General features: G+C 44.1%; 20 protein-coding genes, 1 rRNA gene and 1 other RNA gene (1 of these 22 only partly in view). 6 read left to right on the top strand and 16 right to left on the bottom strand.

The window, feature by feature from the left end; translation table 11 throughout:
* The 3 genes from IGK85_RS03075 to IGK85_RS03065 form a co-directional block, all read right to left on the bottom strand.
* Positions 1 to 1,310, bottom strand: a 16S ribosomal RNA gene (locus tag IGK85_RS03075); it reaches 250 nt to the left of the window's first position.
* A gap of 565 nt (positions 1,311 to 1,875) precedes the next feature.
* Positions 1,876 to 2,238, bottom strand: coding sequence for a hypothetical protein (locus IGK85_RS03070; RefSeq protein WP_008378091.1), 363 nt, complete (start codon positions 2,236 to 2,238; stop codon positions 1,876 to 1,878).
* 67 nt (positions 2,239 to 2,305) lie between these two features.
* Complete coding sequence (locus IGK85_RS03065) at positions 2,306 to 2,686, bottom strand: CvfD/Ygs/GSP13 family RNA-binding post-transcriptional regulator (protein ID WP_008378090.1); 381 nt, start codon at positions 2,684 to 2,686, stop codon at positions 2,306 to 2,308.
* Between the two features lie 93 nt (positions 2,687 to 2,779).
* Here IGK85_RS03065 and IGK85_RS03060 point away from each other — a divergent pair, with 93 nt between their 5' ends.
* Positions 2,780 to 3,961: a MalY/PatB family protein gene (locus IGK85_RS03060; RefSeq protein WP_008378088.1), complete on the top strand. Its 1,182-nt coding sequence runs from the start codon at positions 2,780 to 2,782 to the stop codon at positions 3,959 to 3,961.
* An 89-nt stretch (positions 3,962 to 4,050) separates the two neighbouring features.
* Here IGK85_RS03060 and IGK85_RS03055 read toward each other — a convergent pair whose 3' ends face one another.
* Positions 4,051 to 4,638, bottom strand: a complete 588-nt coding sequence (locus tag IGK85_RS03055) for a peptidylprolyl isomerase (RefSeq protein WP_008378086.1) — start codon at positions 4,636 to 4,638, stop codon at positions 4,051 to 4,053.
* A 139-nt stretch (positions 4,639 to 4,777) separates the two neighbouring features.
* Between IGK85_RS03055 and IGK85_RS03050 the strand changes: the two genes are divergently transcribed.
* The 3 genes from IGK85_RS03050 (at position 4,778) to IGK85_RS03040 (ending at position 7,011) form a co-directional block, all read left to right on the top strand.
* Positions 4,778 to 5,755 carry an NAD(P)/FAD-dependent oxidoreductase gene (locus IGK85_RS03050; protein ID WP_008378083.1) on the top strand — a complete coding sequence of 326 codons (978 nt, stop codon included), beginning with the start codon at positions 4,778 to 4,780 and terminating at the stop codon, positions 5,753 to 5,755.
* 5 nt (positions 5,756 to 5,760) lie between these two features.
* Positions 5,761 to 6,393 (top strand): bis(5'-nucleosyl)-tetraphosphatase (symmetrical) YqeK, encoded by a 633-nt coding sequence (yqeK, locus tag IGK85_RS03045; RefSeq protein ID WP_008378081.1) that lies wholly within the window; start codon positions 5,761 to 5,763, stop codon positions 6,391 to 6,393.
* 108 nt (positions 6,394 to 6,501) lie between these two features.
* Complete coding sequence (locus IGK85_RS03040) at positions 6,502 to 7,011, top strand: phosphatidylglycerophosphatase A family protein (RefSeq protein ID WP_005227653.1); 510 nt, start codon at positions 6,502 to 6,504, stop codon at positions 7,009 to 7,011.
* A 56-nt stretch (positions 7,012 to 7,067) separates the two neighbouring features.
* On the opposite strand, the gene IGK85_RS03035 is transcribed toward IGK85_RS03040, so the two are convergent.
* From IGK85_RS03035 to IGK85_RS02990, 10 genes are all read right to left on the bottom strand, one after another.
* Positions 7,068 to 7,706: a TIGR01906 family membrane protein gene (locus tag IGK85_RS03035; RefSeq protein ID WP_008378077.1), complete on the bottom strand. Its 639-nt coding sequence runs from the start codon at positions 7,704 to 7,706 to the stop codon at positions 7,068 to 7,070.
* Complete coding sequence (locus tag IGK85_RS03030) at positions 7,703 to 8,473, bottom strand: TIGR01457 family HAD-type hydrolase (RefSeq protein ID WP_008378075.1); 771 nt, start codon at positions 8,471 to 8,473, stop codon at positions 7,703 to 7,705. Before IGK85_RS03030 ends, IGK85_RS03035 begins: the two co-directional genes overlap by 4 nt.
* Position 8,474: 1 nt before the next feature.
* Complete coding sequence (locus IGK85_RS03025) at positions 8,475 to 9,095, bottom strand: YutD family protein (protein ID WP_008378072.1); 621 nt, start codon at positions 9,093 to 9,095, stop codon at positions 8,475 to 8,477.
* A gap of 88 nt (positions 9,096 to 9,183) precedes the next feature.
* Positions 9,184 to 10,566, bottom strand: coding sequence for a bifunctional metallophosphatase/5'-nucleotidase (locus IGK85_RS03020; protein ID WP_008378070.1), 1,383 nt, complete (start codon positions 10,564 to 10,566; stop codon positions 9,184 to 9,186).
* Positions 10,567 to 11,200: 634 nt separating this feature from the next.
* Positions 11,201 to 11,287, bottom strand: an RNA gene (ffs, locus tag IGK85_RS03015) — signal recognition particle sRNA small type.
* Between the two features lie 29 nt (positions 11,288 to 11,316).
* Complete coding sequence (gene tadA, locus IGK85_RS03010) at positions 11,317 to 11,823, bottom strand: tRNA adenosine(34) deaminase TadA (protein ID WP_005231990.1); 507 nt, start codon at positions 11,821 to 11,823, stop codon at positions 11,317 to 11,319.
* 131 nt (positions 11,824 to 11,954) lie between these two features.
* Positions 11,955 to 12,290, bottom strand: a complete 336-nt coding sequence (locus IGK85_RS03005; RefSeq protein ID WP_005227636.1) for a hypothetical protein — start codon at positions 12,288 to 12,290, stop codon at positions 11,955 to 11,957.
* Positions 12,291 to 12,358: 68 nt separating this feature from the next.
* Positions 12,359 to 13,726 carry an RsmB/NOP family class I SAM-dependent RNA methyltransferase gene (locus IGK85_RS03000; RefSeq protein WP_008378065.1) on the bottom strand — a complete coding sequence of 456 codons (1,368 nt, stop codon included), beginning with the start codon at positions 13,724 to 13,726 and terminating at the stop codon, positions 12,359 to 12,361.
* 140 nt (positions 13,727 to 13,866) lie between these two features.
* Complete coding sequence (locus IGK85_RS02995) at positions 13,867 to 14,502, bottom strand: YczE/YyaS/YitT family protein (protein WP_008378064.1); 636 nt, start codon at positions 14,500 to 14,502, stop codon at positions 13,867 to 13,869.
* A 204-nt stretch (positions 14,503 to 14,706) separates the two neighbouring features.
* Positions 14,707 to 15,510, bottom strand: a complete 804-nt coding sequence (locus IGK85_RS02990) for a MerR family transcriptional regulator (protein ID WP_081487910.1) — start codon at positions 15,508 to 15,510, stop codon at positions 14,707 to 14,709.
* Between the two features lie 106 nt (positions 15,511 to 15,616).
* On the opposite strand from IGK85_RS02990, the gene IGK85_RS02985 reads away from it, so the two are divergent.
* Both IGK85_RS02985 and IGK85_RS02980 read left to right on the top strand, forming a co-directional pair.
* On the top strand, positions 15,617 to 17,350 hold the full coding sequence (locus IGK85_RS02985) for an ABC transporter ATP-binding protein (RefSeq protein WP_005231995.1): 1,734 nt from the start codon (positions 15,617 to 15,619) through the stop codon (positions 17,348 to 17,350).
* A complete protein-coding gene (locus IGK85_RS02980; RefSeq protein WP_008378059.1) occupies positions 17,343 to 19,127 on the top strand; it encodes an ABC transporter ATP-binding protein in 1,785 nt (594 codons plus the stop codon). The genes IGK85_RS02985 and IGK85_RS02980 overlap by 8 nt, the downstream gene beginning before the upstream one ends.
* A 125-nt stretch (positions 19,128 to 19,252) precedes the next feature.
* Here the strand turns inward: IGK85_RS02980 and IGK85_RS02975 are convergent, their stop codons facing one another.
* Both IGK85_RS02975 and IGK85_RS02970 read right to left on the bottom strand, forming a co-directional pair.
* Positions 19,253 to 21,664, bottom strand: a complete 2,412-nt coding sequence (locus tag IGK85_RS02975) for a glycoside hydrolase family 2 TIM barrel-domain containing protein (RefSeq protein ID WP_008378057.1) — start codon at positions 21,662 to 21,664, stop codon at positions 19,253 to 19,255.
* A 24-nt stretch (positions 21,665 to 21,688) separates the two neighbouring features.
* Complete coding sequence (locus IGK85_RS02970) at positions 21,689 to 23,395, bottom strand: glycoside hydrolase family 3 protein (RefSeq protein ID WP_008378056.1); 1,707 nt, start codon at positions 23,393 to 23,395, stop codon at positions 21,689 to 21,691.
* Positions 23,396 to 23,414: the final 19 nt, after the last annotated feature.

The raw sequence follows: 23,414 nt of genomic DNA, 5'->3' as shown, positions 1-23,414 counted from the left end.
AAGCTTTAAGAGATTAGCTTAGCCTCGCGACTTCGCAACTCGTTGTACTTCCCATTGTAGCACGTGTGTAGCCCAGGTCATAAGGGGCATGATGATTTGACGTCATCCCCACCTTCCTCCGGTTTGTCACCGGCAGTCTCGCTAGAGTGCCCAACTAAATGATGGCAACTAACAATAAGGGTTGCGCTCGTTGCGGGACTTAACCCAACATCTCACGACACGAGCTGACGACAACCATGCACCACCTGTCACTTTGCCCCCGAAGGGGAAGCTCTATCTCTAGAGTGGTCAAAGGATGTCAAGACCTGGTAAGGTTCTTCGCGTTGCTTCGAATTAAACCACATGCTCCACCGCTTGTGCGGGCCCCCGTCAATTCCTTTGAGTTTCAACCTTGCGGTCGTACTCCCCAGGCGGAGTGCTTAATGCGTTTGCTGCAGCACTGAAGGGCGGAAACCCTCCAACACTTAGCACTCATCGTTTACGGCGTGGACTACCAGGGTATCTAATCCTGTTCGCTCCCCACGCTTTCGAGCCTCAGCGTCAGTTACAGACCAGAGAGCCGCCTTCGCCACTGGTGTTCCTCCATATATCTACGCATTTCACCGCTACACATGGAATTCCACTCTCCTCTTCTGCACTCAAGTCTCCCAGTTTCCAATGACCCTCCCCGGTTGAGCCGGGGGCTTTCACATCAGACTTAAGAAACCGCCTGCGCTCGCTTTACGCCCAATAAATCCGGACAACGCTTGCCACCTACGTATTACCGCGGCTGCTGGCACGTAGTTAGCCGTGGCTTTCTGGTTAGATACCGTCAAGGGATGAACGTTCTACTCTCATCCTTGTTCTTCTCTAACAACAGAGTTTTACGATCCGAAAACCTTCTTCACTCACGCGGCGTTGCTCGGTCAGACTTTCGTCCATTGCCGAAGATTCCCTACTGCTGCCTCCCGTAGGAGTCTGGGCCGTGTCTCAGTCCCAGTGTGGCCGATCACCCTCTCAGGTCGGCTATGCATCGTTGCCTTGGTGAGCCGTTACCTCACCAACTAGCTAATGCACCGCGGGTCCATCCATCAGTGACGCAAAAGCGCCTTTCAACTTTCTTCCATGCGGAAAATAGTGTTATACGGTATTAGCACCTGTTTCCAAGTGTTATCCCCTTCTGATGGGCAGGTTACCCACGTGTTACTCACCCGTTCGCCACTCTTTTTCTTTCGGTGGAGCAAGCTCCGGTGAAAGAAAAAGCGTTCGACTTGCATGTATTAGGCACGCCGCCAGCGTTCGTCCTGAGCCAGGATCAAACTCTCATAATGATTTGTTTGAATGACCATACGGTCATTAAGCTCATAAAAATTAACTTTGCTAGCTATTGCTTGCATGTATTTGTTTCAATAAATTGAAACGTCCTACACATTGGTTCGTTTGCTTGCTTTGTTCAGTTTTCAAAGGTCTACAGTGCTGTGTTAGCAGCTTTTATATCATATCAGAGCGACAATTGATTGTCAACTCTTTTTTAAAAGTTTTTTTCGCTCGTTGTTTTTCAACTTCGCAGCGGCTGTCTCAGCGACTTCATTAGAATAACAAATGATTTGTTATTTGTCAACAACTTTTTTTAATTAATTTTGTTGATGTATCAACATCGATTAACTGTTTTAAAATTGCGACTTCGTTATAATATCATCTGTTTCATTTTTGGTCAAGTCTTTTTTTGAAGTTTTTTCAAACGCTCTTTTGACCCGCTGACTCAATTGCCAACGTTGACTAATTTACCATTCTTCTTGACTCAGGTCAAGGAAATATTTCATTTTATTTACAAAAAGTTTTCAATAAAAAAAGACCGTCATAACGGTCTTCAGTCTTTTCACTAGTATACAGTTGCTAAAAGAACGGAACGCCTTCGATCTTATAGTCTTCAATGATCTTACGAAAGATATTGGGCTCTTCCCACGCATACCCCTCTGGCAGCTGTTGCGTTTGTCCTGCTTCTTGTGTTTCAAAAACAAATAAAGGAATATTTTGCGTATCAATATTTCCGTTTGTGAGTTCAACGAGTTCGATCGCTGTCACATCAAGGTGAATACGGTCTTTAAACAATTGTAAGATCGTAGCCAAGCCGGTTTTATCTTCAGAAAAATCCGTTGACGCTAATTCCGCAGTGCCTTCGTGTATTTGCATCAAAAATCGTTTCGAACCATTTGTTAAGTGCATCATAACTGTACCCGCTACTTTTTTGGATCCCAAAATACCCACCTCAGTTATTCATCTGTTTGTAAACTAATTTTAGCACATTTTCAGAAAATATGCACGATTATCTGTTGCTGTTTTCTTTTTCTAACATTTCTTTAGCTTCTTTCACCCACACTGGTAAAGCTTCTCCAACCGTACGGAAACCAATCCGCTTATTCTTATTTGTAAAGTAGCGTTTACGCTTAAAGGGTGGCTGAACAAAACTTGTTTCCAATGTACGGCGGGACAAACTGATCTTTTGGCTGTATTCGTCAATATCAATGATTTGTACACGGATTTTTTGGCCGATCTGTAAGACTTCATGGATATTTTTAGTAAACCCGGATTGGATCTCTGAAACATGGATCAAGCCTTGCGTTTCTTTATCTAACGAAACAAATGCACCATAGGGTTGAATCCCAGTGACTGTTCCTTCTATAATGTTCCCGATTTGATAATTCATAGTCTTTCCTCTCTTTTCCACTTTCATTATACTTGAACTAGTGGTAGATTTGAAGCATCAGAAACAACGTTACACAATATAGGAGGGAAACGCATGATTAATTTTGACAAAGTTCATCCGCGCTTAAATACCAATAGCGTCAAATGGGATACAATTGCAAAAACCTATAAGGAAGAAAACTTATTGCCGCTTTGGGTAGCCGACATGGATTTTCTGGCACCAGAACCAGTGAAAAAAGCGTTAGAAAAAGCAGTTGCCCAAGGGATCTATGGGTACTCCACCATCCCTGATTCGCTGCTTGAATCCATCATCGATTGGCAGCAAAGACGTCATGGTTATACCATCAATAAAGAAGCGATCCTTTTTAATAGCGGTGTCGTCCCTAGTATTGCACTAGCGATCCAAAGTTACACCCAAGAAGGAGATGCCGTATTGATCCACGATCCGGTCTACCATCCCTTTGCCCATGTTGTCAAAAACAATCAGCGTACCTTAATTCAAGAACCCTTACTGGAAAAAGACGGACGCTTCGTCATCGATTTTGATGCGATGGAACGAACGATCATCGAAAAGAAGGTAAAATTGTTTCTTCTATGTAATCCGCATAATCCTGGTGGCCGGGTATGGTCCAAAGAAGAACTACTGGCGATCGGCCGTATTTGTCAAAAACATCAAGTGATCGTTGTCAGTGATGAGATTCATCAAGACATCGTTTTTGCGCCAAATCACTTTGTTTCTTTCCAAACAGTTGAGCCAAACTTTGCCGATTTTTCAATCATCTTGACTTCAGCAACCAAGACCTTTAATTTAGCTGGGATCAAAAATTCGATGGTATTCATCAAAGATAAAACCTTGCGCAGCCAATTTGCAAAAACACAGGAGCGTAACGTTCAAGGGGAGATCAATACGTTTGGATTGATCGCTACTGAAGCAGCGTATCGTGAATCTGAAGAATGGTTAGAAGAACTATTGTCCTACTTAGAGGCAAATCGCACCTTTGTCTGTGACTTTTTGACTGACCAACTGCCAACCGTGTCGTTTCAAAAGCCTGAAGGTACTTACTTGATCTGGCTAGATTTTTCTGCCTATGGCCTAACGGACAATCAGCTACAAAGAAAACTGATCAAAGAAGCCAGCGTCGTGTTGAATCAAGGAAGTATCTTTGGTCCCCACGGGAGTCACCATATGCGGCTAAACTTTGCCTGCCCTAAAGAGCTATTAGAAAAAGCACTCAATCAAATCGCCGCCGCGTTTAAAGGCCAACCGATTGATTAACGCTTACGTGTAAAAAAAGAACCCTAAAGCTGCCATTTCAACGGTCTCCTGAGGATGACCGTTGAAACTGCTTTTGGGTTCTTTTTGTTTTATTCGCTGATTTTGATCGTTTCGATCACTACATCGTGCACCGGACGATCTTGTGGTCCCCGTTGCACACCAGCAATTTCATCAACAACTGACATTCCTTCGATCACATGACCGAAGACTGTGTGACGGAAATCTAACCAAGGAGTACCACCTGCTTGATAGGCTTCGATGATTTCAGCTGGATAACCAGCACCTTCTAATTGACCTAACATGTTGCTAGGAACATTTTGGTTGTTTACGATGAAAAACTGACTGCCGTTAGTATTCGGACCAGCGTTTGCCATGGATAAAGCGCCACGAAGATTGAACAACTCTTTTGAAAATTCATCTTCAAAGCTGCCGCCATAGATACTTTCGCCGCCCATACCTGTACCAGTTGGGTCACCGCCTTGAATCATAAAATCAGGAATGACACGGTGGAAGATGATCCCATCGTAATACCCTTTTTTCGCTAATTCAACGAAGTTTTTCACTGTTTTTGGTGCCAATTCTGGGAACAATTGTACAACTACATCCCCACGATTGGTTTTGATGACTGCTTTATGGCCAGTTTGTTTTTCTAATGCTAACTGTGGAAATTCAGACACATTAACTCCTCCTTCTCTCTCATAAATCCATGATAGCAGAAAATTGAAAAAATGCTAGTTTGGATAATTTTTGCTATAATGAAGCTATTCGTACAACACGAACATGCTTCACCCAACGTGGTTAGAAAAGAGGAATAACATGGATATTTTTGATATAACGATTATCGGCGCCGGACCTAGCGGGATGTTTTCTGCTTTCTATGCCGGCATGCGTAACGCCAAAACTAAGATTATCGACAGCTTGCCGCAATTAGGCGGTCAGCTTGCTACTTTGTACCCAGAAAAATACATCTACGATATCCCAGGTTATCCGAAAATCAAAGCGGGCGATCTTGTCCAAAACCTGGAAAAACAGTTGACGACTTTCAATCACCAATATTGTTTAGAAGAAACCGTCTTGTCGGTCGAAAAACAAGAAGACTATATCGAAGTCACTACCGACAAAGGAATCCATTACTCGAAAGCCGTGATTTTGGCTTTAGGAAACGGCTCCTTCCAGCCGCGCAAACTGACTTTGCCAGAAAGCGAGCGGTTTGAAGGATACGGCTTAGACTATTTTGTCACCGATTTGATGAAGTATGCCGGACGCAAAGTAGCGATCGCCGGTGGCGGCGATTCTGCCATCGATTGGGCATTGATGCTGGAGCCGATCGCTAGTGAAGTCTACTTGATCCATCGCCGTCCTGAATTTCGTGCTCATGAACATAGCGTCAGCAAATTACAAGCTTCTGCCGTCAACATTCTGACTCCTTATGTGATTCAAGAGCTCCAAGGAGAGCAACGTTTGACTGGTGTCTCGTTGCAGCAAGTCAAGGGTGATGAAACGGTCAGCCTTTCATTGGATGCTTTGATCGTCAATTACGGTTTTTCTTCCACATTGAACATCAAGGATTGGGGCATGAAAAGCAGCCGCCAAGGAGTCTTCGTCTCTTCAGATATGAGCACGTCTGTTCCTGGGATCTATGGCTGTGGGGATGTCGTTTTATACGATGGAAAAGTCGACCTGATCGCTACTGGTTTCGGGGAAGCCCCAACTGCGGTGAACAATGCACTCCATTACATTGATCCCAAAACGCGGACACAACCTGCCCATAGTACAAGTCTTTTTAAGGAGTAGCTGAGATGAAACAAGCTGGTCTTGCCACCTATACTCTCCCTTTACAGGGGAAGACCCTCACTGAGCAAATGGTTCAGTATCTGGAAGCCTTCGATCATGCCGAAACGGCGGTCCACAATCTAGCCGTTGCCCAAGAAGCCAAAGGATTGGCAGAACGGTTTCAAGTCAACGCGGACAAAGCTTACTCAGCAGGACTGCTGCACGATGTCAGCGTCGTCATCCCTAATGACCAGCGAATCGCCTTGCAGATAGCGGTAGGCGAACCGATCTTAGACGCGGAGCGGCAAGCACCTTTTTTGCTGCATCAGCAGCAATCCGCTTTGTTGGCAAAAACGGTTTTTCAGGTGTCTGACCCAGAGATTCTGTCCGCCATCAGCTGTCATACCACCTTAAAGGCCCAATATAGTCGTCTCGATCTGATCGTTTTTTTAGCAGACAAAATCAAATGGGATCGCAAAGATCAAGCACCTTTCTTAACCGGTTTATTAGAGCGCCTCGATGATTCCTTGGAATCTGCCGCTGGCTATTATATGGACTGGCTCTTTGCCGGTGACTTAGTGGTCCCCCATCCTTGGGCAGTGGCAGCCAAAGCAGAACTAGCAAAAACCTGTGCTTCAATGGATGTCAGAAGGGACTAAAACCCAAATGGCATTGGCTGCAACTGGAATAAGGCACTACTTATGATTGCAATCCATCAGTCGCATGTTGACTTTTGAATAAACTATTTTTACATGGAGGGGAACTATATGGTATTAGAAAGCAAAACACTTGAAGACAAAGCAAGAGAATTGTTGGCCGACCGCGGTGTCTCACTGCAAGACATCGGCGAATTGGTGATGTTCTTGCAAAAAGATTACATTGAAGGCATCACGTTGGAGATGTGTATCGAAAGCGTCAACGCTGTCTTAAGCAAGCGGGAAGTCCACAACACGATTTTGACGGGTGTCCAATTGGATATTTTGGCAGAAGAAAATCAACTGCTGCATCCACTGCAAGAAATCGTCAAAGAAGACGAAGGGCTTTATGGGATCGATGAGATCCTCGCACTATCCATCGTCAATGTGTACGGCTCCATCGGTTTTACTAACTACGGATACATTGATAAAGTCAAACCGGGCATTTTGAAAGAACTGAATAAGCACGACGGTCCCCGCGTTCACACCTTTTTAGATGATATCGTAGGTGCCATTGCCGCTTCTGCCGCAAGTCGCTTAGCCCATCAACACCCAAGTAAATCTCATTACATTACGCAATAAAAAAAGACCGACGATCCGCCTTCTTCAAAGGAAGTGGATCGTTGGTCTTTTTTTCATTACGCTGTTTTTTTCAAGCCTCGTTTTCCCCACCAATAGAAAGCAAAAAAGAAGACTTCAATCAAGACAAAAAAGAGAATAAAGCAATGCATGAAAAACGTTTCTGGCAATACGTTGATGATCGGATCGGTGGCTGGATTAAATAGCCAATCGTCGTTACTGAAGAAAATCTCATGGAACGTAACGAAAAAGCGATCAAAGCCGACTGCCATCAAAAACCCGAAAATCAGCGGCAATATCATCCCCCATTGAAAAGGACGAATCAAGCGCCATTGCTGTTGGTTTTGTCGTAGCCGATTGACGAACCAGATACTGGGCAGCAACGTGACGATCATCACAGCATAATTTAATAGAAACAACTGTTTTACATCGTAGAAATGACCAGCCCCCGCTTCAGACATTGGAAAATCTGGCAAGGCGAGCGTACTTGCAAAGGGATTGTTTAGAAAATCTAACAATAAGCCATAGTTCTTCAACAACTCTTCTCTTGTTAGCGAGGTATAATCCAGCAGATTTAAGTGATCGACATCAAACCAATATAACGGTCGAAAATTGATCGTTAGGGTGATCGCTAGACTGACCAAAAACAAAAACAAGCAGACAAATCCTAAGCGTTCAAGCCACACTTGTTTTTTCATTGTTCAAAATCCCACTCATCTAAAGAATCAACCACATAGGTTGGTGCTACCGGTAATGTCGGCACCGCCGCTTTCGGGGTAAAGCCAGATAATACGAGCAAAGAATCGATCCCGTTTTGGATCCCCGAACGGATATCCGTTTCGTAATTGTCCCCCACCATCAAGACCTCTTCTTTTGATAAGCCGATGTGTGCCACCGCTTTTTCCATAATGATCGCTTCTGGTTTGCCAATAAAAATCGGTTGCATTTGGGTGGCAGTCTCCACCATTGCAATCAGTGAACCCGCACCTGGCAACAAGCCTCTTTCCGTCGGGATATTTTTGTCTGGATTGGTCCCGATAAAGGTAGCTCCTTTTTGGATCGCTAACGTTGCTAAAACAAATTTTTCATACGTCACGTGGTTGTCTAAACCAACCACGACATAATCCGGATTGGTTTCTTCCCACTCAAACCCAGCAGCTAAGATCAAATCGATCAACCCCGCTTCGCCGATCACAAACACTTTGCGGCCTTTGCCATGGTCTTTCATAAAATCGATCGTTGCCAAGCTTGCGGTATAGATCGTTTCTGGTGCCACGTGAATCGAAAATTCATCCGCCAATCGCTGTGCCACGACTTCGGGACTGCGGGTCGTATTGTTGGTCACAAATAAATAGGGCAGTCCTTTTTCTTGTAAGGATTCTACGAAGCGTTTCCCAGCAGGGATCGGCTCTTTTCCTAAATAAATCGTGCCGTCTAGATCAATCAAATAGCCTTTATATTTCATCTTATTCTTCCCTTTGTCGAATCGTAAACTCTTTTTTGCCTTTTTTCACCGTAGTTGTTTCGGTTTTTTTGACGTTTTTTTCTTTTGGTTTACGATTTTTGATCGTTGGTTTGCTTTTCTTCTGCGGAATTTCTTCACGCTTTTCTTCTATATGTGCGTTTTGTTGTGTAGTTTGATTTTGATTCGTTTGAGCTGGCTTTTTCTTACGTCTTCGGGAGGTACTTTTTTCTTTCTTGCCGCCAACCCTCTGGATCACGAAATAGGCACAACCGAAGTTGCAATACTCATACAAATAGTCTTCCAGCATGTCAATGCGCTGATCGGGTAATGCTTTGCGGTTATCCTTTTCAAAGAAGCCTTTCAAGCGTAGCTGTTCATAACCCCAATCACCTACGATATAATCATAGCGTGCCAAAACTTCACTGTAACGCTCACCAAGTTTTTCAGGATCGAAGCCTTCACGATAATCCATGACCAATTTGTATTGTCGATTGCCAATCATTAATTCTTCATCATTCAACAAAGTCACCAACTCGCCTTTTTGCGGTTGTTTCGCTGGTTCTTCAATAATTTCTTCTAGTACAGATGTCATTTCATCTGTGATCGTTTGTTTTTCGGTCATTTTTTCACCACCTGCTGTTTATTATACCTTGTTTTATTCCTCAATGATAGTCGCGGTTTTCCTCAAAAAACCACTGGAGGGGTACCAACTACTGAATAGGGTATTTCTGACTCAAGTAATCACCGACCACCGTCCGAATAAAGTCTGGAAAAAGAAACTCAACAGTTCCAGCAATCTCGATCGTCGGGAAAAACGGAATAAACAAGTAGTGATCCACAAGAGTCAACGTGTAGCTTTGAGAGACATCAACTGGTTCTTGCTTCCACAAAACTTGGTGGTTTTTTTCATCAAAGCGAATGCCTTCATAAACCAGTTCGCCAAAAATCTTCCCTCGAAAGCCCATCCCCATAATTGGGAAATTGCGCAAAAAGTTGCGATTTTTTTCCATCTCTAAGACCAATCGAATGACATCCGCGCCTTGCAGCGTCACTCGAATCAAATGCATCGGATGGGGCAAAATCGTGTGCAGCTGATCTTGATCGACCCGTCCTTGTGGTAAATCATCTAAAAATAGCCCCGTATTTAAGATGGCGGCATCCGTCTGTCCTTTGGCACATAATGCCAAAAGAGCCTCCCGAACCAAGGAATGTTCACTTTGCCAATCCCTCGTAAACGCTGCTGGAATTTCTGCCACCTGATTTGCCCGCAGCAAGCGATGGCCGATCGATAGATATTCGGCGATCTCGTCCTCATCTTGCGGAAAAGCCACCAACGAATCCGTCGGAATCACACGTGCGCGATGCTTGATCGGGCGGTGGTGATCATCTAAGACCACTTCGACTTCGCCAATGTTAAAACCAAACTTGCCAGCTGCGCCAATTTGAACCCCATTGATGACTTCGCCCTTTTCAAACAAATGGTGCGTGTGGGAACCTAATATAACATCTAACTCTGGAAAGTCCCTCGCAATCTGGCGGTCAGCATTGATGCCTAGATGGCTCATCAAGACCAGCAGATCGACCTCGGGGCGCAAATGCTGCACCAATGAAGGCAAAATCTCCAAGGGTTCGCGAATGTCCCAACCGTTGGGGGCATATGTTAGCGGAAACGGTGCCGTAAAAGCGATCAAGCCGATTTTGGCTCCTTGATTGCTTTCCATGATTTTGTATTCTTGTGCCCACTTTGGCGGACGCAAATCCTTTTTATCAAATAAGTTGCCTAAAATGACCGGAAATGCTGCTTGGTCATACAGATGCTGCAAGACCTCTTTGGGATTGCCGACTCCCTCATTGTTCCCAATCGTCACCGCATCATAATGCCCTTGATTCATCAAGTCGACATTCGCCTTGCCGTCAGTTGCTTCTGTCAAAGGATGCCAGCGATCGACAAAGTCGCCTAAGTCGACCGCGATCACTGTCTCTTCGGTCGTATCCGCTTCTCGTTTTCTTTGATCCAAATAACGCCGCATCTTCGGCCAATGTTCTAGGTGGGAATGCAGATCGTTGGTATGGATAATCGTAATTTTTTCCATTGTGCGCCTCTTTTCAAATACGTCGCCTGAAATCACTATCCGTTTCTCTTGGCATCAAGGGTTGCCAGTAGAAAGACGACGGAATTCTCTACAAAATAAGCATAGCATAAAATCTCTGGGAAACCATTGGAATGCTTGGAAAAGAATGGTGACTTTTTGTAAAAAAGAAACAGTTACAGTGACAGTTGTTCAAAAGAAAAAATCACTTTTCTGACTGTAAAAAGGAAAGTGATTTTTTCTGGTTATTTGGGGGAATTGCAACCGATAACACGGCGGAGGCAATTCGTTGAAGCGAAAATAAAGAGTTCTTGAAACGAAGATTCTATCGAATATCGAGAGCAGGTAATCCATGTTTCAGTTCGTCAGAACTACTGATTCTTTGAGAGTATAAAAATCGCCAACGGAAAAGTTATCAGAGTAAGGTTCTAAACAGGAATAAAGCCTTTGTATCAAAAATACAACTTAACCCTCTGAGAGCTGCTATCGATTGCCTAGATTTAAAGCAGAATACAATTAGAACAGCCCTTGGTATCACAAAGACTTTCAGACAATAAAAAAACCTAAGACAGTCTGTCTCAGGTTTGAATGATCATCGATTCAATTAGTACTACTGCTTTCTTCAAAAGCAGGCAGTTTTTCAATCAGACACATGGAGAATCCTGCTTAGTGCTGCTTCCTTCCGGATCTGACACGCTTCACAAGACCTCCATTGTCCTAGCCTTTCGGCAAAACTTAGTATAACGTATTTCGTTAGAGATTGCCAGCCTTTTTTTGTTTTTTCTTTTCTCGTAATGCTCGGAAAAAATCTGTTAGCAGCTGGCCGCATGCTTCTTCTAAAATGCCGCCTTCCACATAGGACCAATGGTTGAAGCGCTCATCTTCCAATAAATTCATCAATGTACCAGCAGTGCCGCCTTTGGGATCGTAGGCACCAAAATACACTTCTTCCACCCGTGCCAATAACATCGCCCCACTGCACATCGGGCATGGTTCCAAGGTCACAAACAGCTGCGCTTGTTCTAAGCGCCAACTTCCGACAGTGCGACAGGCTTCCTCGATCGCAAACATCTCCGCATGCGCTGCGGCTTGTTGCTGCGTTTCTCGTAGATTGTGCCCACGACCAATGATTTTGCCATCCAAGACGACGACAGCACCGATCGGTACTTCTGCCACACCTTCTGCTTTTCGGGCTTCTTTGATTGCTTCTTCCATAAAGAACGCTTTTTCCTCGGCAGTCAAGGTACTTGTTTTTTCCACGACTTCACTTTCACTCCTCTACCTCGCACCATTTCGTGCATTTCCTTGTTAGTATAACGAAAAACGCTTAGAAAGACGAGAAAAACTCGCAAAGACCGATGTCCCTGCGAGTTTCAAATGGAATGATTGGCTTAAAAGACGGAATCAACAAAGCTCGTCAACTTGTCTTTGACATGTTCTGTCGAATCTTTGATGTTGTCTCCGTAAACAGAGATTTTGTTGCGGCCCTCATTGACTTTTTTCATCACACCTAACAACGAATCCAATTCATTGTCAGACAAGCCGTCTACGACATCCAACAATTTTTCATTGCCGTTGAATTTGTCATCGACAAATTTCTTTACTTTGTGTCGGTTGCAAGCGAAGCGTACTTTATTGAATACTTTGTCTGATACAACGACGGCAGTAGTGATCCCAGCGATCGCTGCAATGCTTAATCCAATCGTTACTTTTGATGATGTTTTCATATCGATCAGCTCCCTTATTTTGCTACTTCCATCATAGCACGAGGACTGAAATAAAAACACTATTTCGTTTAAATCGCTTTGAATCTTAATCCTTTTGGAAAGAAGTTTTTCACAGTTCCTTGGACTTGTTTTCCAAAACCGACGGGGATCTCATCGACTGTCAAAATCACCCATCCAGCATTTCCTGGCACGCTCATGGTTTCACCTGCCACATACTGCTGCCATTGCGGCAAAGTGATCGGCACTGTCGGTGCCCCTTCTTCTGCATGGATCGCCAATGCCAACGCATAACTAGGTTCGATCCGATTCTTTTTAACGACGCCGACATGCAAACCTGGGCGCATAAACTTGATCCCTTTTAAAGAAGGCATTTCTTCAGGAACGAGCCAGAGGTTTTCTCCTAGCAGCTGAGGTGTCGCATTCAGTGCCTGTAAAAAAGGAAACTCCTTGCGAAAGGCTTGCCACAACTTTTGAGTCGTTGCATCCAATGGGCTCTTGGCTGTCGCTCCTTTGCCTTTTTTCTTCTTTTTCACTGGCGCTGCTTCTGCTTGGGAGGTCAATTTCGCAGCGAAATGACCTTCTCCTTGGTTTAAATGCGGCCATAAGCGGATGGTTTTCTCGATCCCAGATGCAGCTCCCCACTCGCTGCGCCCATGAGATACATTGGCCAAGTCGATCGCTTCGATTGTGAAGGGATACTCCTCCATTAACCAAGCCATCATCGCTTCGTTTTCTTCAGGGGCAAAGGTACAGGTGGAATAGATCAGCTGGCCCCCCGGTTTTAGCATCGCAACGGCTTGTGCCAAAATGTCTTTTTGCCTGATCGCACACTGATCAGGTGTTTCTGCCTGCCATTCTTCTAAGGCGACGGGATCTTTACGAAACATCCCTTCACCAGAACATGGGGCGTCCACCACGATCTTGTCAAAAAACTGAGGAAAATGGCGGCTCAATTCTTGTGGAGCCTGATTGGTGACGACTACATTCGGAAAGCCCCAACGCTCCACATTTTCTGATAGGATTTTGGCACGCTTCGGGAAAATCTCATTTGCTACAAGCAGCCCTTTTCCTTGTAATTGGCTTGCCAGCTGCGTTGTTTTGCCTCCCGGTGCCGCACATAAATCTAAGACCCGCTCCCCTGGTTGAGCGGCTGCGATCGTTGCCACGATCATCGCACTAGGTTCTTGGCTGTAGACATAGCCAGCTTGATGGAGCAACGAACGGCCTTTGACTTCGCCAATATAAGCCGCTTCTGCATAGGGGGCGGGTACAGCAGCTGGTCCATATTTTGCCAGCATCGCTTGTGCGTGCGGCTTAGCAACATTCAAGCGAAAGCCTTTGACTGGCTGATTATCGGTTAAAGCGGTAAAAAAAGCTGGTGCTTCTTCTCCTAGCAACCGTTGGTATTTTTCAATAAATGGTGTTGGTAATTGCATACTTACCCCTCCTCGGCTTTTTTATTCTAGCGACTGAGAAGCAATTATGCAAGAATTCCTTGAGCAAATGGCAAAAAAACTGCAGCTGAGTGAAGTGGGCGACTAAATCGCTTCGACTTCTCTTTGCTGCAGACCTTTTTTCATTTAAAAATCGCTTTTTTGACACTGCTTTCGATGAATGGCTCAGAGACACGGTTGTCCCAGAATTTGATCAGTGGGCCCACTAAAAAGGCACTGATGAAGGTTCCGATCCCGATTGGCCCGCCTGTGAAGAGCCCAATCAAGGCAAAGGCAACGTCTTGAATCACCCGCACCACTCGATAGTTGGCTTTCGTCTGATCGACGATGGTTGGGGCGATCGCGTCATAGGGGGCGCTGCCCAAATTCGCTGACATATAAAATGAAGCTCCGAAGGTAAAGAAGATGATCCCGATCAACAAGAACAAACCTTGCTGCCACCAGTTATTTGGACCGACGGATAACCAATCAAAAACGTTGGTATAAAAGTCGATGAAAAATCCTGTCAGCACCATATTGATGACCGTCCCGATGCCGATATGACGACGGCCAAAGATAAAAATCAATACTAGGACAGCGATATTGATCATCAATTGATAGACCCCAAGGGATAACCCTAGCAGCTCGCCGACACCGATATTGGCTGCTGTGTATGGGTCTAGCCCTACTCCGCCGACCCGCAGCAATGCCGCCCCGAATCCTAAAATGGCGACACCAATCAACGCATAAAGCGAGCGTATTCCTGTTTCTTTTTTCATTAAAATTTCCCCTTTTTTCTCATCTGTTCTTTCAAGTATAACGAGAAAAAAGCAAAATGGGAATTTCAACGCTTCACAGGGCTTTTTGTATGGAAGGGATCTGGCTTAGTCATCTCCTTTGCTTCTATTGAAAAGCCAGCGGCAATAATCATTGCTATTGCGTATCTTAGTTTTCGTTTCTTACAGATACGCGTGCCTCGTCCATTACTCGGGCTTCACTGGAACCATCACTTCAAATATCTGCAATTCTTTTTGTGTGGTAAAGACTTCATCTTGCCATAACAATTCCCAAACATCGCCATCGATTTTCAACTGCTTCTCTTTTAGAAAGGCTTGGATGCGGTGGGTAAAAGCGGCAATTTGTTCTTCTCCCTCACTGACAAATCCAGAAACATACGTACCAGCGGGACGTGTGATGATCAGCTTTTCCGGATAGAGATGTAGCCGATCTTGGGGAATCAAGATCAATGCCCGATAAGGCGATGCGTGAAAAGTCTGATCCTCCAACGTCGTTCCTGCACTTAAAAAGCCGATGGGATAGCCACTGAAGGCATCTTTATAATCCACTAGCGGATAAAAACGGGCGTACACTTGATAAGCAGATTCTGGATCATCGCCAGCGATCTCTTCGGAAACGATAAACGCCTCTGCTTCGTGCTGCGCTATCGTAAAGGTCTCAAAATCGGCTTTCTGTACTTTTTCATAGCGCTGGATGTAGCGATCGAAGGTTCGTTCCAATTCTTGTAGCGCAGCGATTTTGTCACGGACTTGTCCTCGCCGTTCCACAAGTTCCTTTTGCGTATATTCCGGGTTGCGGTTTTTCAAAAATTGGCGAATGTCTTGCAAGGGCATGTCTAAAGAACGCAACATCAAAATCACGTCTAACTCAAGGCATTGTTCAAAGCCGTAATAGCGATAGCTGTTTTCACCAATCGATTGCGGTTTGAACAAAGCGATTTGATCATAATAAATCAATGTGCGCCGACTCACGCCAGCATAAGCGGACATCTCACTGATGGTCAATTGTTTTTTCAAAAAAATTTCACTCCTTGCTTGACTGTAACGTAACGTTACAGTTTATTCTACCATAGAACGACATTTTTGGAGGGAAATCATGAAACAATTACAGTTATTTTATAAAGAAGAACGACGCTTCTTTTTCAGTTTATTTCTTTTGATGCTAGTCCAATCCTTCGGCACACTCTTGTTGCCGTATTTTTTGGCAAAAATCATTGATGAAGGGATCTTAAAAGTCGACACGACGGCCATTTGGCACAATGGCTGGTGGATGTTTGCCATTGCCATCGGCACCGTGATCGTCTCGGTAGGCGGTAGTTATTTATCTGCCCACCTTTCAGGAAAATTCGGGCATTTTTTGCGGATGCGCTTTTTCAAAAAAACACAAGAACTCTCTGTATCCGCTGTTGATGGCTATGGTACACCCACTTTGCTGGCACGTACCACCAGCGACATCAACAACATCCAACAAATTTTGATGATGGCGCTGCAAATGATTTTGCCAGCCCCAATGATCGTCGCAGCTTCGATTTTTCTAACCGGCACCGTCTCTTTACGGATGATTTGGGTCCCAATCGTAGCGATCCTATGTTTTTCAATGATCGCTTATGGGGTGATTCGCAAAGCGATCCCATTATCACAAATCACGCAAAAACTAGTCGATAACATGATGCGGATCTTACGAGAAACCTTTACCGGCGCTCGGGTGATTCGGGCATTTGACAAAGCGGCTTACGAAAAAGAACGGACAGATCAAACCTTGACGGAATATGCGAAAACCATGATTAAAGTCAATCGCCTCTTTGCTGTCTTGAATCCGACCGTCAACTTAGTAATGGGACTCTCGATTTCGACCATCCTAGTCTACGGCGGCTATCAAAGTCTTCAGGGCCACCTAGCTATTGGTAGTATTACTGCCATTATCGAATACACGATTTTGAGCCTTTGGTTTTTGACCATGGCAGCGATGGTGATCGTGATGGTGCCTAAAGGCTTAACTTCCTTACAACGAATCGAAGAAGTCTTAGAAGAACCAATTGATTTGATTGACGGTGACCAAACCTTAAACAAATCCGCCTTGTCAGAAACGATCGCCGCTTTCAATCACGTGCAATTTACGTATGAAGGCGCCGAAGAACCTGTCTTAGAAGATATCAGCTTCGAGATCCACCGAGGCAAAACGACAGCGATCGTTGGCGGAACCGGCTCTGGCAAAAGCACCATCGCCAAAGCGCTGTTGCGTTTCAAAGATGTGACTGCTGGTTCGATCACGCTTTTTGGCCGCAACATCAAAGAGATCTCACAAGCCGAATTACGGGACCAAATTAGTTATGTCCCGCAAAAAGCGCTCTTGCTTAGCGGCACGATTCAAGAAACCTTGCGTTTCGGCAATCGTCCAGCAACCCATGAGGCGATGGCAAAAGCCGCTGAAGTTGCTCAAGCCAAGTCATTTATTGAAGGCTTGCCTGAAGGTTATGAAAGTCCGGTTGCTCAAAAAGGCAGCAATTTCTCTGGCGGTCAAAAGCAACGATTGAGTATTGCCCGAGCGCTGACAAAGCCCGCAGAAATCTACTTCTTTGACGACAGCTTTTCTGCTTTGGATTATCAAACAGACGCCAACTTGCGGCGTGCATTGAAAGAATACACGAAAGATGCCGCCGTCATTATCGTGGCTCAACGGGTATCGACCGTCAAAAATGCCGATCAAATCATTGTCTTGGATAACGGCAAAATGGTCGGTAATGGAACCCACGAAGAATTATTACGCACTTGCCAAACTTATCAAGAGTTTGCCTCATCTCAAGGAATGGGAGGAATGAAGGATGAGTAAACAAACAATGGATACACCAAAAAACATGAAACATACAAGCCGGCGCCTACTTCGATTACTAATGGAACAAAAAGCCCGCTTTCTGCTGATCATCGTCTCTGCCTTGTTCTTTTCCTTACTAATGTCCATCGCCCCTTTGATCTTGGGACGTGGACTGGATAATCTGATCGCCTTGTTTCAACAAAAAGGCTGGCAAATCAATGATTTTTGGCAAAGTATTTTAGGTCCAGTCGTCCTTTTAGCAGGAACCTGGCTTTTGATCAGTCTCTTTTCCTTGCTACAAGAGTATACGATGGCCAGTGTCAGTGAAACCCTGACCTTGACTTTACGCAAACAAATCAGTGACAAATTCAATCGCCTGCCTATCAGTTTTTACGACAAACATCATACCGGCGATATTTTAAGCCGAGTGATTCTCGATTTAGATAAAGTGTCCGAAGTCTTACAAGTCGGTTTGATGCAGCTGATCACCGCAACCATCAGCATTACCTTCGGCTTGATCGCCATGCTTTATCTCAGCCCATTACTGACGATCGGTGTGGTCCTGATTTTGCTTTTGAGTGCTTTTGTGACCACCGTTCTCGCACGAAAAAACTTGAGCTACTTTACCAAAAACCAAGAAACATTAGGTGCAGTCAGCAGTCGTGCGGAAGAGTTTTATACCGCAAATCCGCTGATCAAATCCTACAACCAGCAAATTGCCGTTGAAGCGGAAATGGCGGAATTGAGCGAAGCTCAATTTAAAGCTTTTCGGAAAGCACAGTTCGTCAGTGCAGCTATCAATCCTTTCGTGCGCTTTATCAATCAAATCGGCTTTATCTTAAGCGCCGTCGTTGGTGGTCTGATGGTGTTGCAAGGGCAATTATCCATTGGTCTTGTACAAGCCTATCTGCAATACATCAACCAAGTGTCTGAACCGATCACGCAAGCTTCTTATATTATGAATACCTTGCAAAGTGCCTTAGCATCTCTCGAACGAATTTTTGAGATCCTTGATTATCCTGAAGAAGAAACAGCGACCCAGCAACTGCCGGTACCGCAAACCATCAAAGGAAAAATCGATTTCCAACACGTCTCCTTTGGCTACAACAAGGAAAAACTCCTGATGGAAAACGTCGAATTTTCCGTCAAACCAAAACAAACGGTGGCGATCGTCGGACCAACAGGTGCTGGAAAAACCACCATGATCAATCTTTTGATGCGCTTTTATCCTTTAAACGGTGGAAAGATTTTGCTGGACGATCAAGACATGATGTCCTTTTCGGCACCGGCAGTCCGGAAAAAATTCGGTATGGTGCTGCAGGATACATGGCTGTTCCAAGGAACCATTGCTGAAAATATCGCATATGGCAATCCCGATGCCACTCGGGAAGACATCTTGGCTGCAGCCAAAGCCGCCCAATGCGACCACTTCGTGCGGACCCTGCCCAACGGTTACGATACCGTCATTGGCTCCGAAAGCGAACTGTCTCAAGGACAACAACAATTATTGACGATCGCCCGGGCGATTTTAGCGGACCCAACGATCCTGATCCTTGATGAAGCCACCTCCAGTGTCGACACTCGGACGGAACAAATGATCCAAACGGCAATGGATCGTTTGACCCAAGGAAGGACCAGTTTTATCATCGCCCATCGTCTTTCTACCATCAAAAATGCCGACTTGATTCTAGTGATGAAAGACGGCTCCGTCGTCGAAAAAGGCTCCCATACTCAATTGCTGGCACAAGATTCCCTTTACGCCCAACTATATAACAGCCAGTTTGCAACTGCTTGATAAAAAAGCCAAACCACCAACCAATGACTTTATAAACTGTCGAGGTTGTGGTTCGGCTTTTTTCTTTTTCCTTAAAAATCTGTGAGCACCAAAGCTAACTACTATTACCTTCAATTGTTTCTCTTTTACTCAACTTTTTTTAGTGCTGCTTGGATAAGTGGTACTTTTCCTGGTTCTTTTTTTATGATTGCCATTAATTTTCCTGAAAAAAGTTTTTTCTCTTGGCAATTATACCCGTCTAGATCTGCGGGATCGCCATTAGCAAGTCCGAGGATTGTTCCATTCTTTACCAAAACCGCTACAAGTTCGTCTGCAGTTGGCACCTCGATCCCTTCTGAATCGATTCCTTGGATCTCAAATAGAGAGTAGTCCGATCCACAGAATCGTTCTTTAACTGTGACAGAATCAGTCGGACCGCTTGTTTTTCTAGTTGCTTCAATTGTTTGATCCTCTTTGATACCAATGGCTTTTAAACAACCTGGTTCATAAGGAATACGCCAAGATAGGCCATCTTTATCATTTTTTTTCTTTCCAAAACTCTTCCCGTTCAGAAACAACTCAACAGTATGACAATTAGAAAAAATCCTCACCTCCGTAACACCTTGGTCAATTGTTAAACCTTCTTTGTTCCAGTGAGGAAACACATGAACCATTGGTGTTTCAGTCCACCTTGATTGATAATAATAAAAAGAATCCTTTTCAAATCCGACCGTATCTGTAATTCCAAATTGAGAACTGATTCCAGGCCAGTGAAACGGTGCTGGCTCACCGTAGTAATCCATAAATGTCCACAAGAAGACACCTCCCATATAGGCATGTTCTTCTAAGTAACGCAGTACTTCTGTCGGTTTAGCCGTACCACCGGTTCCTGGCTCTTCAGGCTTTCGTTTCCCAGGTAAGACCATAGAATAAAGAGAGCCAAAGTTTGAAGTATGACATTTTTCGCTGTTATCTTGATAGACCCCTCTTGTCGAAAAGTAAGAAGCACTTTCCGTACTAAGATATGAAAATAGCGGATACTTTTCCTTTACAGAAACTAAACCTGTCCCATTTACAGCAGACTCAGGATAATTGACCCCGTTCACATCAAAAATACGCATATAAGAAGCATCCACCTGACCAGCAGGATTAAGTAATTCCGCTGAAACAATGAGACTTTGCGAAGTATGGGTTCGGATCACAGCTGCTAATTTTTGTGCCATTCGGTAAGCAAGCGGCGTATGACCAATCACCTCTTCATTACAAAGGGACCAAAAACAAAGAGAAGGATGATTACGTGTTTGCTTCACCATTTTTACCAGCTCATTTGTCCGCCACTCACTAGATTCCAAGATGCGGTTCTCGTTCATAACGATGATACCTAACTCATCACATAATTCAAGGAGATCTTTGGAAGCAAAGTGATGTGCACTGCGATAGGCGTTTCCCCCCATTTCTTTCATTTTCAACAGCTTATACCGTAAAATATCTTTTGGTAATGCGACACCTAGACCACCAAAATCTTGATGCTCACAGACCCCTCTTAATTCTTTACGTTCCCCATTAAGCAGAAAACCTTTCGTAGTATATGCGACTGTCCTAATACCAAAACAAAGCTGATAGTCATCGATTTGGTTCTCGCCATCAAATAGTTGAAAAGTAGCTTGGTATAGATGTGGATTCTCGAGAGACCATAGCTGAGGCGCGCAGATTTTTTGACAATAACTCCATTCTGTTGTCGCCAAAGGATCCACGTTACACTCATGGATATTTTGTTGATCAGCCACCTGACTTTTGATCGTTACCTTTTGTTTTTTCTCAAAATGATGGTTAGCAAGACCAATGGTGATTTTAAGGAGCGCTTCCTGCTGGTTTATTTCAGTTGTTTCGATAAACGATGCTTCTGCCACAATCTGAAGCTTTGGTTTTATTTCTAAATATACATCCTTATATATACCTGCTCCCTCATACCACCAGCCTTCCGCGCCTTTCGTCGTATCCACTTTGATCAACACCACATTCACTCCCTCTGAGCCGATGCGTATCAGTTCAGAGACATCAAAAGAAAAATCAGAGTATCCACTGTAATGATCACCTAGAAATACACCATTAAACCAGACAGATGCCATACGCATGACGCCCATAAAGTGGAGAGTCACTTGCTTTTCGTTCACTTCATCTAGAGTTAACGCAAAAGTCTTACGGTAATAGGCAATGCCATCTGGCTTTGATCCACTCATCAGTAAATCGGGATCATTAACATACGGAAGTTCATTTTTCCAATCATGAGGGAGATCAACAGATACCCAATCTTCGTCAAGTTCACTTTCCAAAGCAGTGTTCGCCAACATTCTCAAGCCTTTTTCACGATCACCTTGAGCAATCAGCCGTAGAAAATGTTCTCCACCAGCACCTATCAAAACAGTATCCCCCGCTTCATTTTCAAGCGGAGCTGCCAAGCCACCGATAGCTGCGGCTTTTCTGACTGTTTTCATTGGCTCTTCTATCTCACCTAAGTGAAATTGCCAGCCATCATTCAGTAATCGATTTTGTCTCATTTTTTCTCCTCCTTCTTATAAAAGTTATTTTGCTCTAGCTAAAAAGTCCCCACAAAATGGATCGATCGGGCTCTTACCTTTAAACGGTTCTTTCCCTAGCAATTTCTGGATTACAGCCTCCACTGTTTCTGGATTTCCTGTATACGCATTGATAAAAGTTGAAACATAAGGGATGTCAAATAAGTGATAGGGATTGGCAGTAGAAACAAAAATGGTAGGGAGATCCTTTTCATACCAGGGAGCATTTGCGGCCATCAAATGATTCCAATCCAAACGAACTGTTGTCTGATTGCTGGCGGTCTCAACATTAGCAACATACAATGCCAAATCAAATTTATTTCTAAGATCCTCAACCCCTGCCTCGAAAACCTCTTGGAAATCCAATTGTTGATTATCGAAAAGGTTGACTTCAAATCCAGCAGCTTCTAATCCAGCTTTAAAAAGCGGACCCACTCGTCCTCCCTCTTTAAATCCACCGTCGTCAGAATCACCCAAAATAACGAGACGGATTCGAGGGTATCGTTTTGGGGTGAGTGGTAAGTGTTTTTCTCTGTCTTTGACCAATGTAATCGACTCATCAGCAATTTTTTTCGTTACCCACTGATATTCAGTACGATCGATGACACTTTTAGGAGTACTATTGACTGTCTCTTCCCTTACTTCAGTAAATAAACCATGGTACATCTTGACTGCTAAAATTCGTGCGACTGCTTCATCCAAACGTTCCATACGAATGCTTCCCTCTTTTACAGCAGATGCGATCACTTCATAATCTTCATCAATATTTTTATTAAAAAGCAACATATCGATTCCTGCATTGATTGAAGCAACGAGTCGCTCTCTATGAGGCATGATCGTCGTGTAACCGACCATTGGTGTTGCATCAGTGATAGCCAAACCATTGAAGCCCAGTGTATCTCTTAGTAACCCGTTAACTAGAAGTTTCGAGCAAGAAGCAGGCATCAATTCGGTTTCTCTGATAGTTGGTGAAAGTTTTCGCTCCCACGCAGACTGATAAATGTGTCCCACCATGATACAGCTGACGTTTTTTTCAATAAACTGGCGATAAATAGTCCCATACGATTCCATCCACTCATTCGCGGAGAGTGAATTGATCGAACTCAGTAAATGTTGATCCCTTTCATCAACACCATCCCCAGGAAAATGCTTGATCACTGGAATGATGTTACTCTCAGAAAAACCGTCTATCTGCGCTTGAGCCATGCGAATAATTCGTTTTTGATCACTTCCAAATGTGCGAGTATTCGTGATTGGGTTCTTGAAGTTATAATCAATATCGACAATCGGTGAAAAAGCCATATTAATACCAATTCGAGCCGCTTCCAGCCCAGCAATTTTTCCTAAGTAATAGGCATTTTCGGTGCAATCTGTAGCGGCGATCTGCATAGGATTACCGACCCATGTCCCTTCCGTAAGAATACCATTCCCACCTGACTCTAAATTTGCTGAAAGAAATAACGGTATTGTGCTAGCATCTTGGACTGCTATTAACTGATCCTTCAATTTTTCAGCATTGTCGGGGCGATACATCATTCCTCCCGGTTGGTAATTCTTAATAAAAGCCGTCAATTCCTTTACAGAACCTGATTGTCCAATCACGAAAAAAAGCTGACCAATTTTTTCCATAACTGACATGTTTTCTACGATCTTCTTAATTTGTCGTTTTCTTGTCTCTGTAAATTTGAAAAGTGTTTCTCTTGTCTCTCTCACTGAGTTGTCCTCCAATCGA

It is taken from the genome of Enterococcus sp. AZ015, assembly GCF_050499225.1.
GTDB lineage: Bacteria > Bacillota > Bacilli > Lactobacillales > Enterococcaceae > Enterococcus_D > Enterococcus_D entomosocium.
Note: the sequence above shows the minus strand (reverse complement) of the source record. Positions and strands in the feature narration are given on the sequence as shown.

Excerpts from the sequence above, each read along its gene's own strand:
- IGK85_RS03065 (WP_008378090.1), bottom strand. The coding sequence starts at position 2,686 with ATGAATTATCAAATCGGGAACATTATAGAAGGAACAGTCACTGGGATT.
- IGK85_RS03060 (WP_008378088.1), top strand. The coding sequence starts at position 2,780 with ATGATTAATTTTGACAAAGTTCATCCGCGCTTAAATACCAATAGCGTC.
- IGK85_RS03050 (WP_008378083.1), top strand. The coding sequence starts at position 4,778 with ATGGATATTTTTGATATAACGATTATCGGCGCCGGACCTAGCGGGATG.
- yqeK (WP_008378081.1), top strand. The coding sequence starts at position 5,761 with ATGAAACAAGCTGGTCTTGCCACCTATACTCTCCCTTTACAGGGGAAG.
- IGK85_RS03040 (WP_005227653.1), top strand. The coding sequence starts at position 6,502 with ATGGTATTAGAAAGCAAAACACTTGAAGACAAAGCAAGAGAATTGTTG.
- IGK85_RS03035 (WP_008378077.1), bottom strand. The coding sequence starts at position 7,706 with ATGAAAAAACAAGTGTGGCTTGAACGCTTAGGATTTGTCTGCTTGTTT.
- IGK85_RS03030 (WP_008378075.1), bottom strand. The coding sequence starts at position 8,473 with ATGAAATATAAAGGCTATTTGATTGATCTAGACGGCACGATTTATTTA.
- IGK85_RS03025 (WP_008378072.1), bottom strand. The coding sequence starts at position 9,095 with ATGACCGAAAAACAAACGATCACAGATGAAATGACATCTGTACTAGAA.
- IGK85_RS03020 (WP_008378070.1), bottom strand. The coding sequence starts at position 10,566 with ATGGAAAAAATTACGATTATCCATACCAACGATCTGCATTCCCACCTA.
- IGK85_RS03005 (WP_005227636.1), bottom strand. The coding sequence starts at position 12,290 with ATGAAAACATCATCAAAAGTAACGATTGGATTAAGCATTGCAGCGATC.
- IGK85_RS03000 (WP_008378065.1), bottom strand. The coding sequence starts at position 13,726 with ATGCAATTACCAACACCATTTATTGAAAAATACCAACGGTTGCTAGGA.
- IGK85_RS02995 (WP_008378064.1), bottom strand. The coding sequence starts at position 14,502 with ATGAAAAAAGAAACAGGAATACGCTCGCTTTATGCGTTGATTGGTGTC.
- IGK85_RS02990 (WP_081487910.1), bottom strand. The coding sequence starts at position 15,510 with ATGTCCGCTTATGCTGGCGTGAGTCGGCGCACATTGATTTATTATGAT.
- IGK85_RS02985 (WP_005231995.1), top strand. The coding sequence starts at position 15,617 with ATGAAACAATTACAGTTATTTTATAAAGAAGAACGACGCTTCTTTTTC.
- IGK85_RS02980 (WP_008378059.1), top strand. The coding sequence starts at position 17,343 with ATGAGTAAACAAACAATGGATACACCAAAAAACATGAAACATACAAGC.
- IGK85_RS02975 (WP_008378057.1), bottom strand. The coding sequence starts at position 21,664 with ATGAGACAAAATCGATTACTGAATGATGGCTGGCAATTTCACTTAGGT.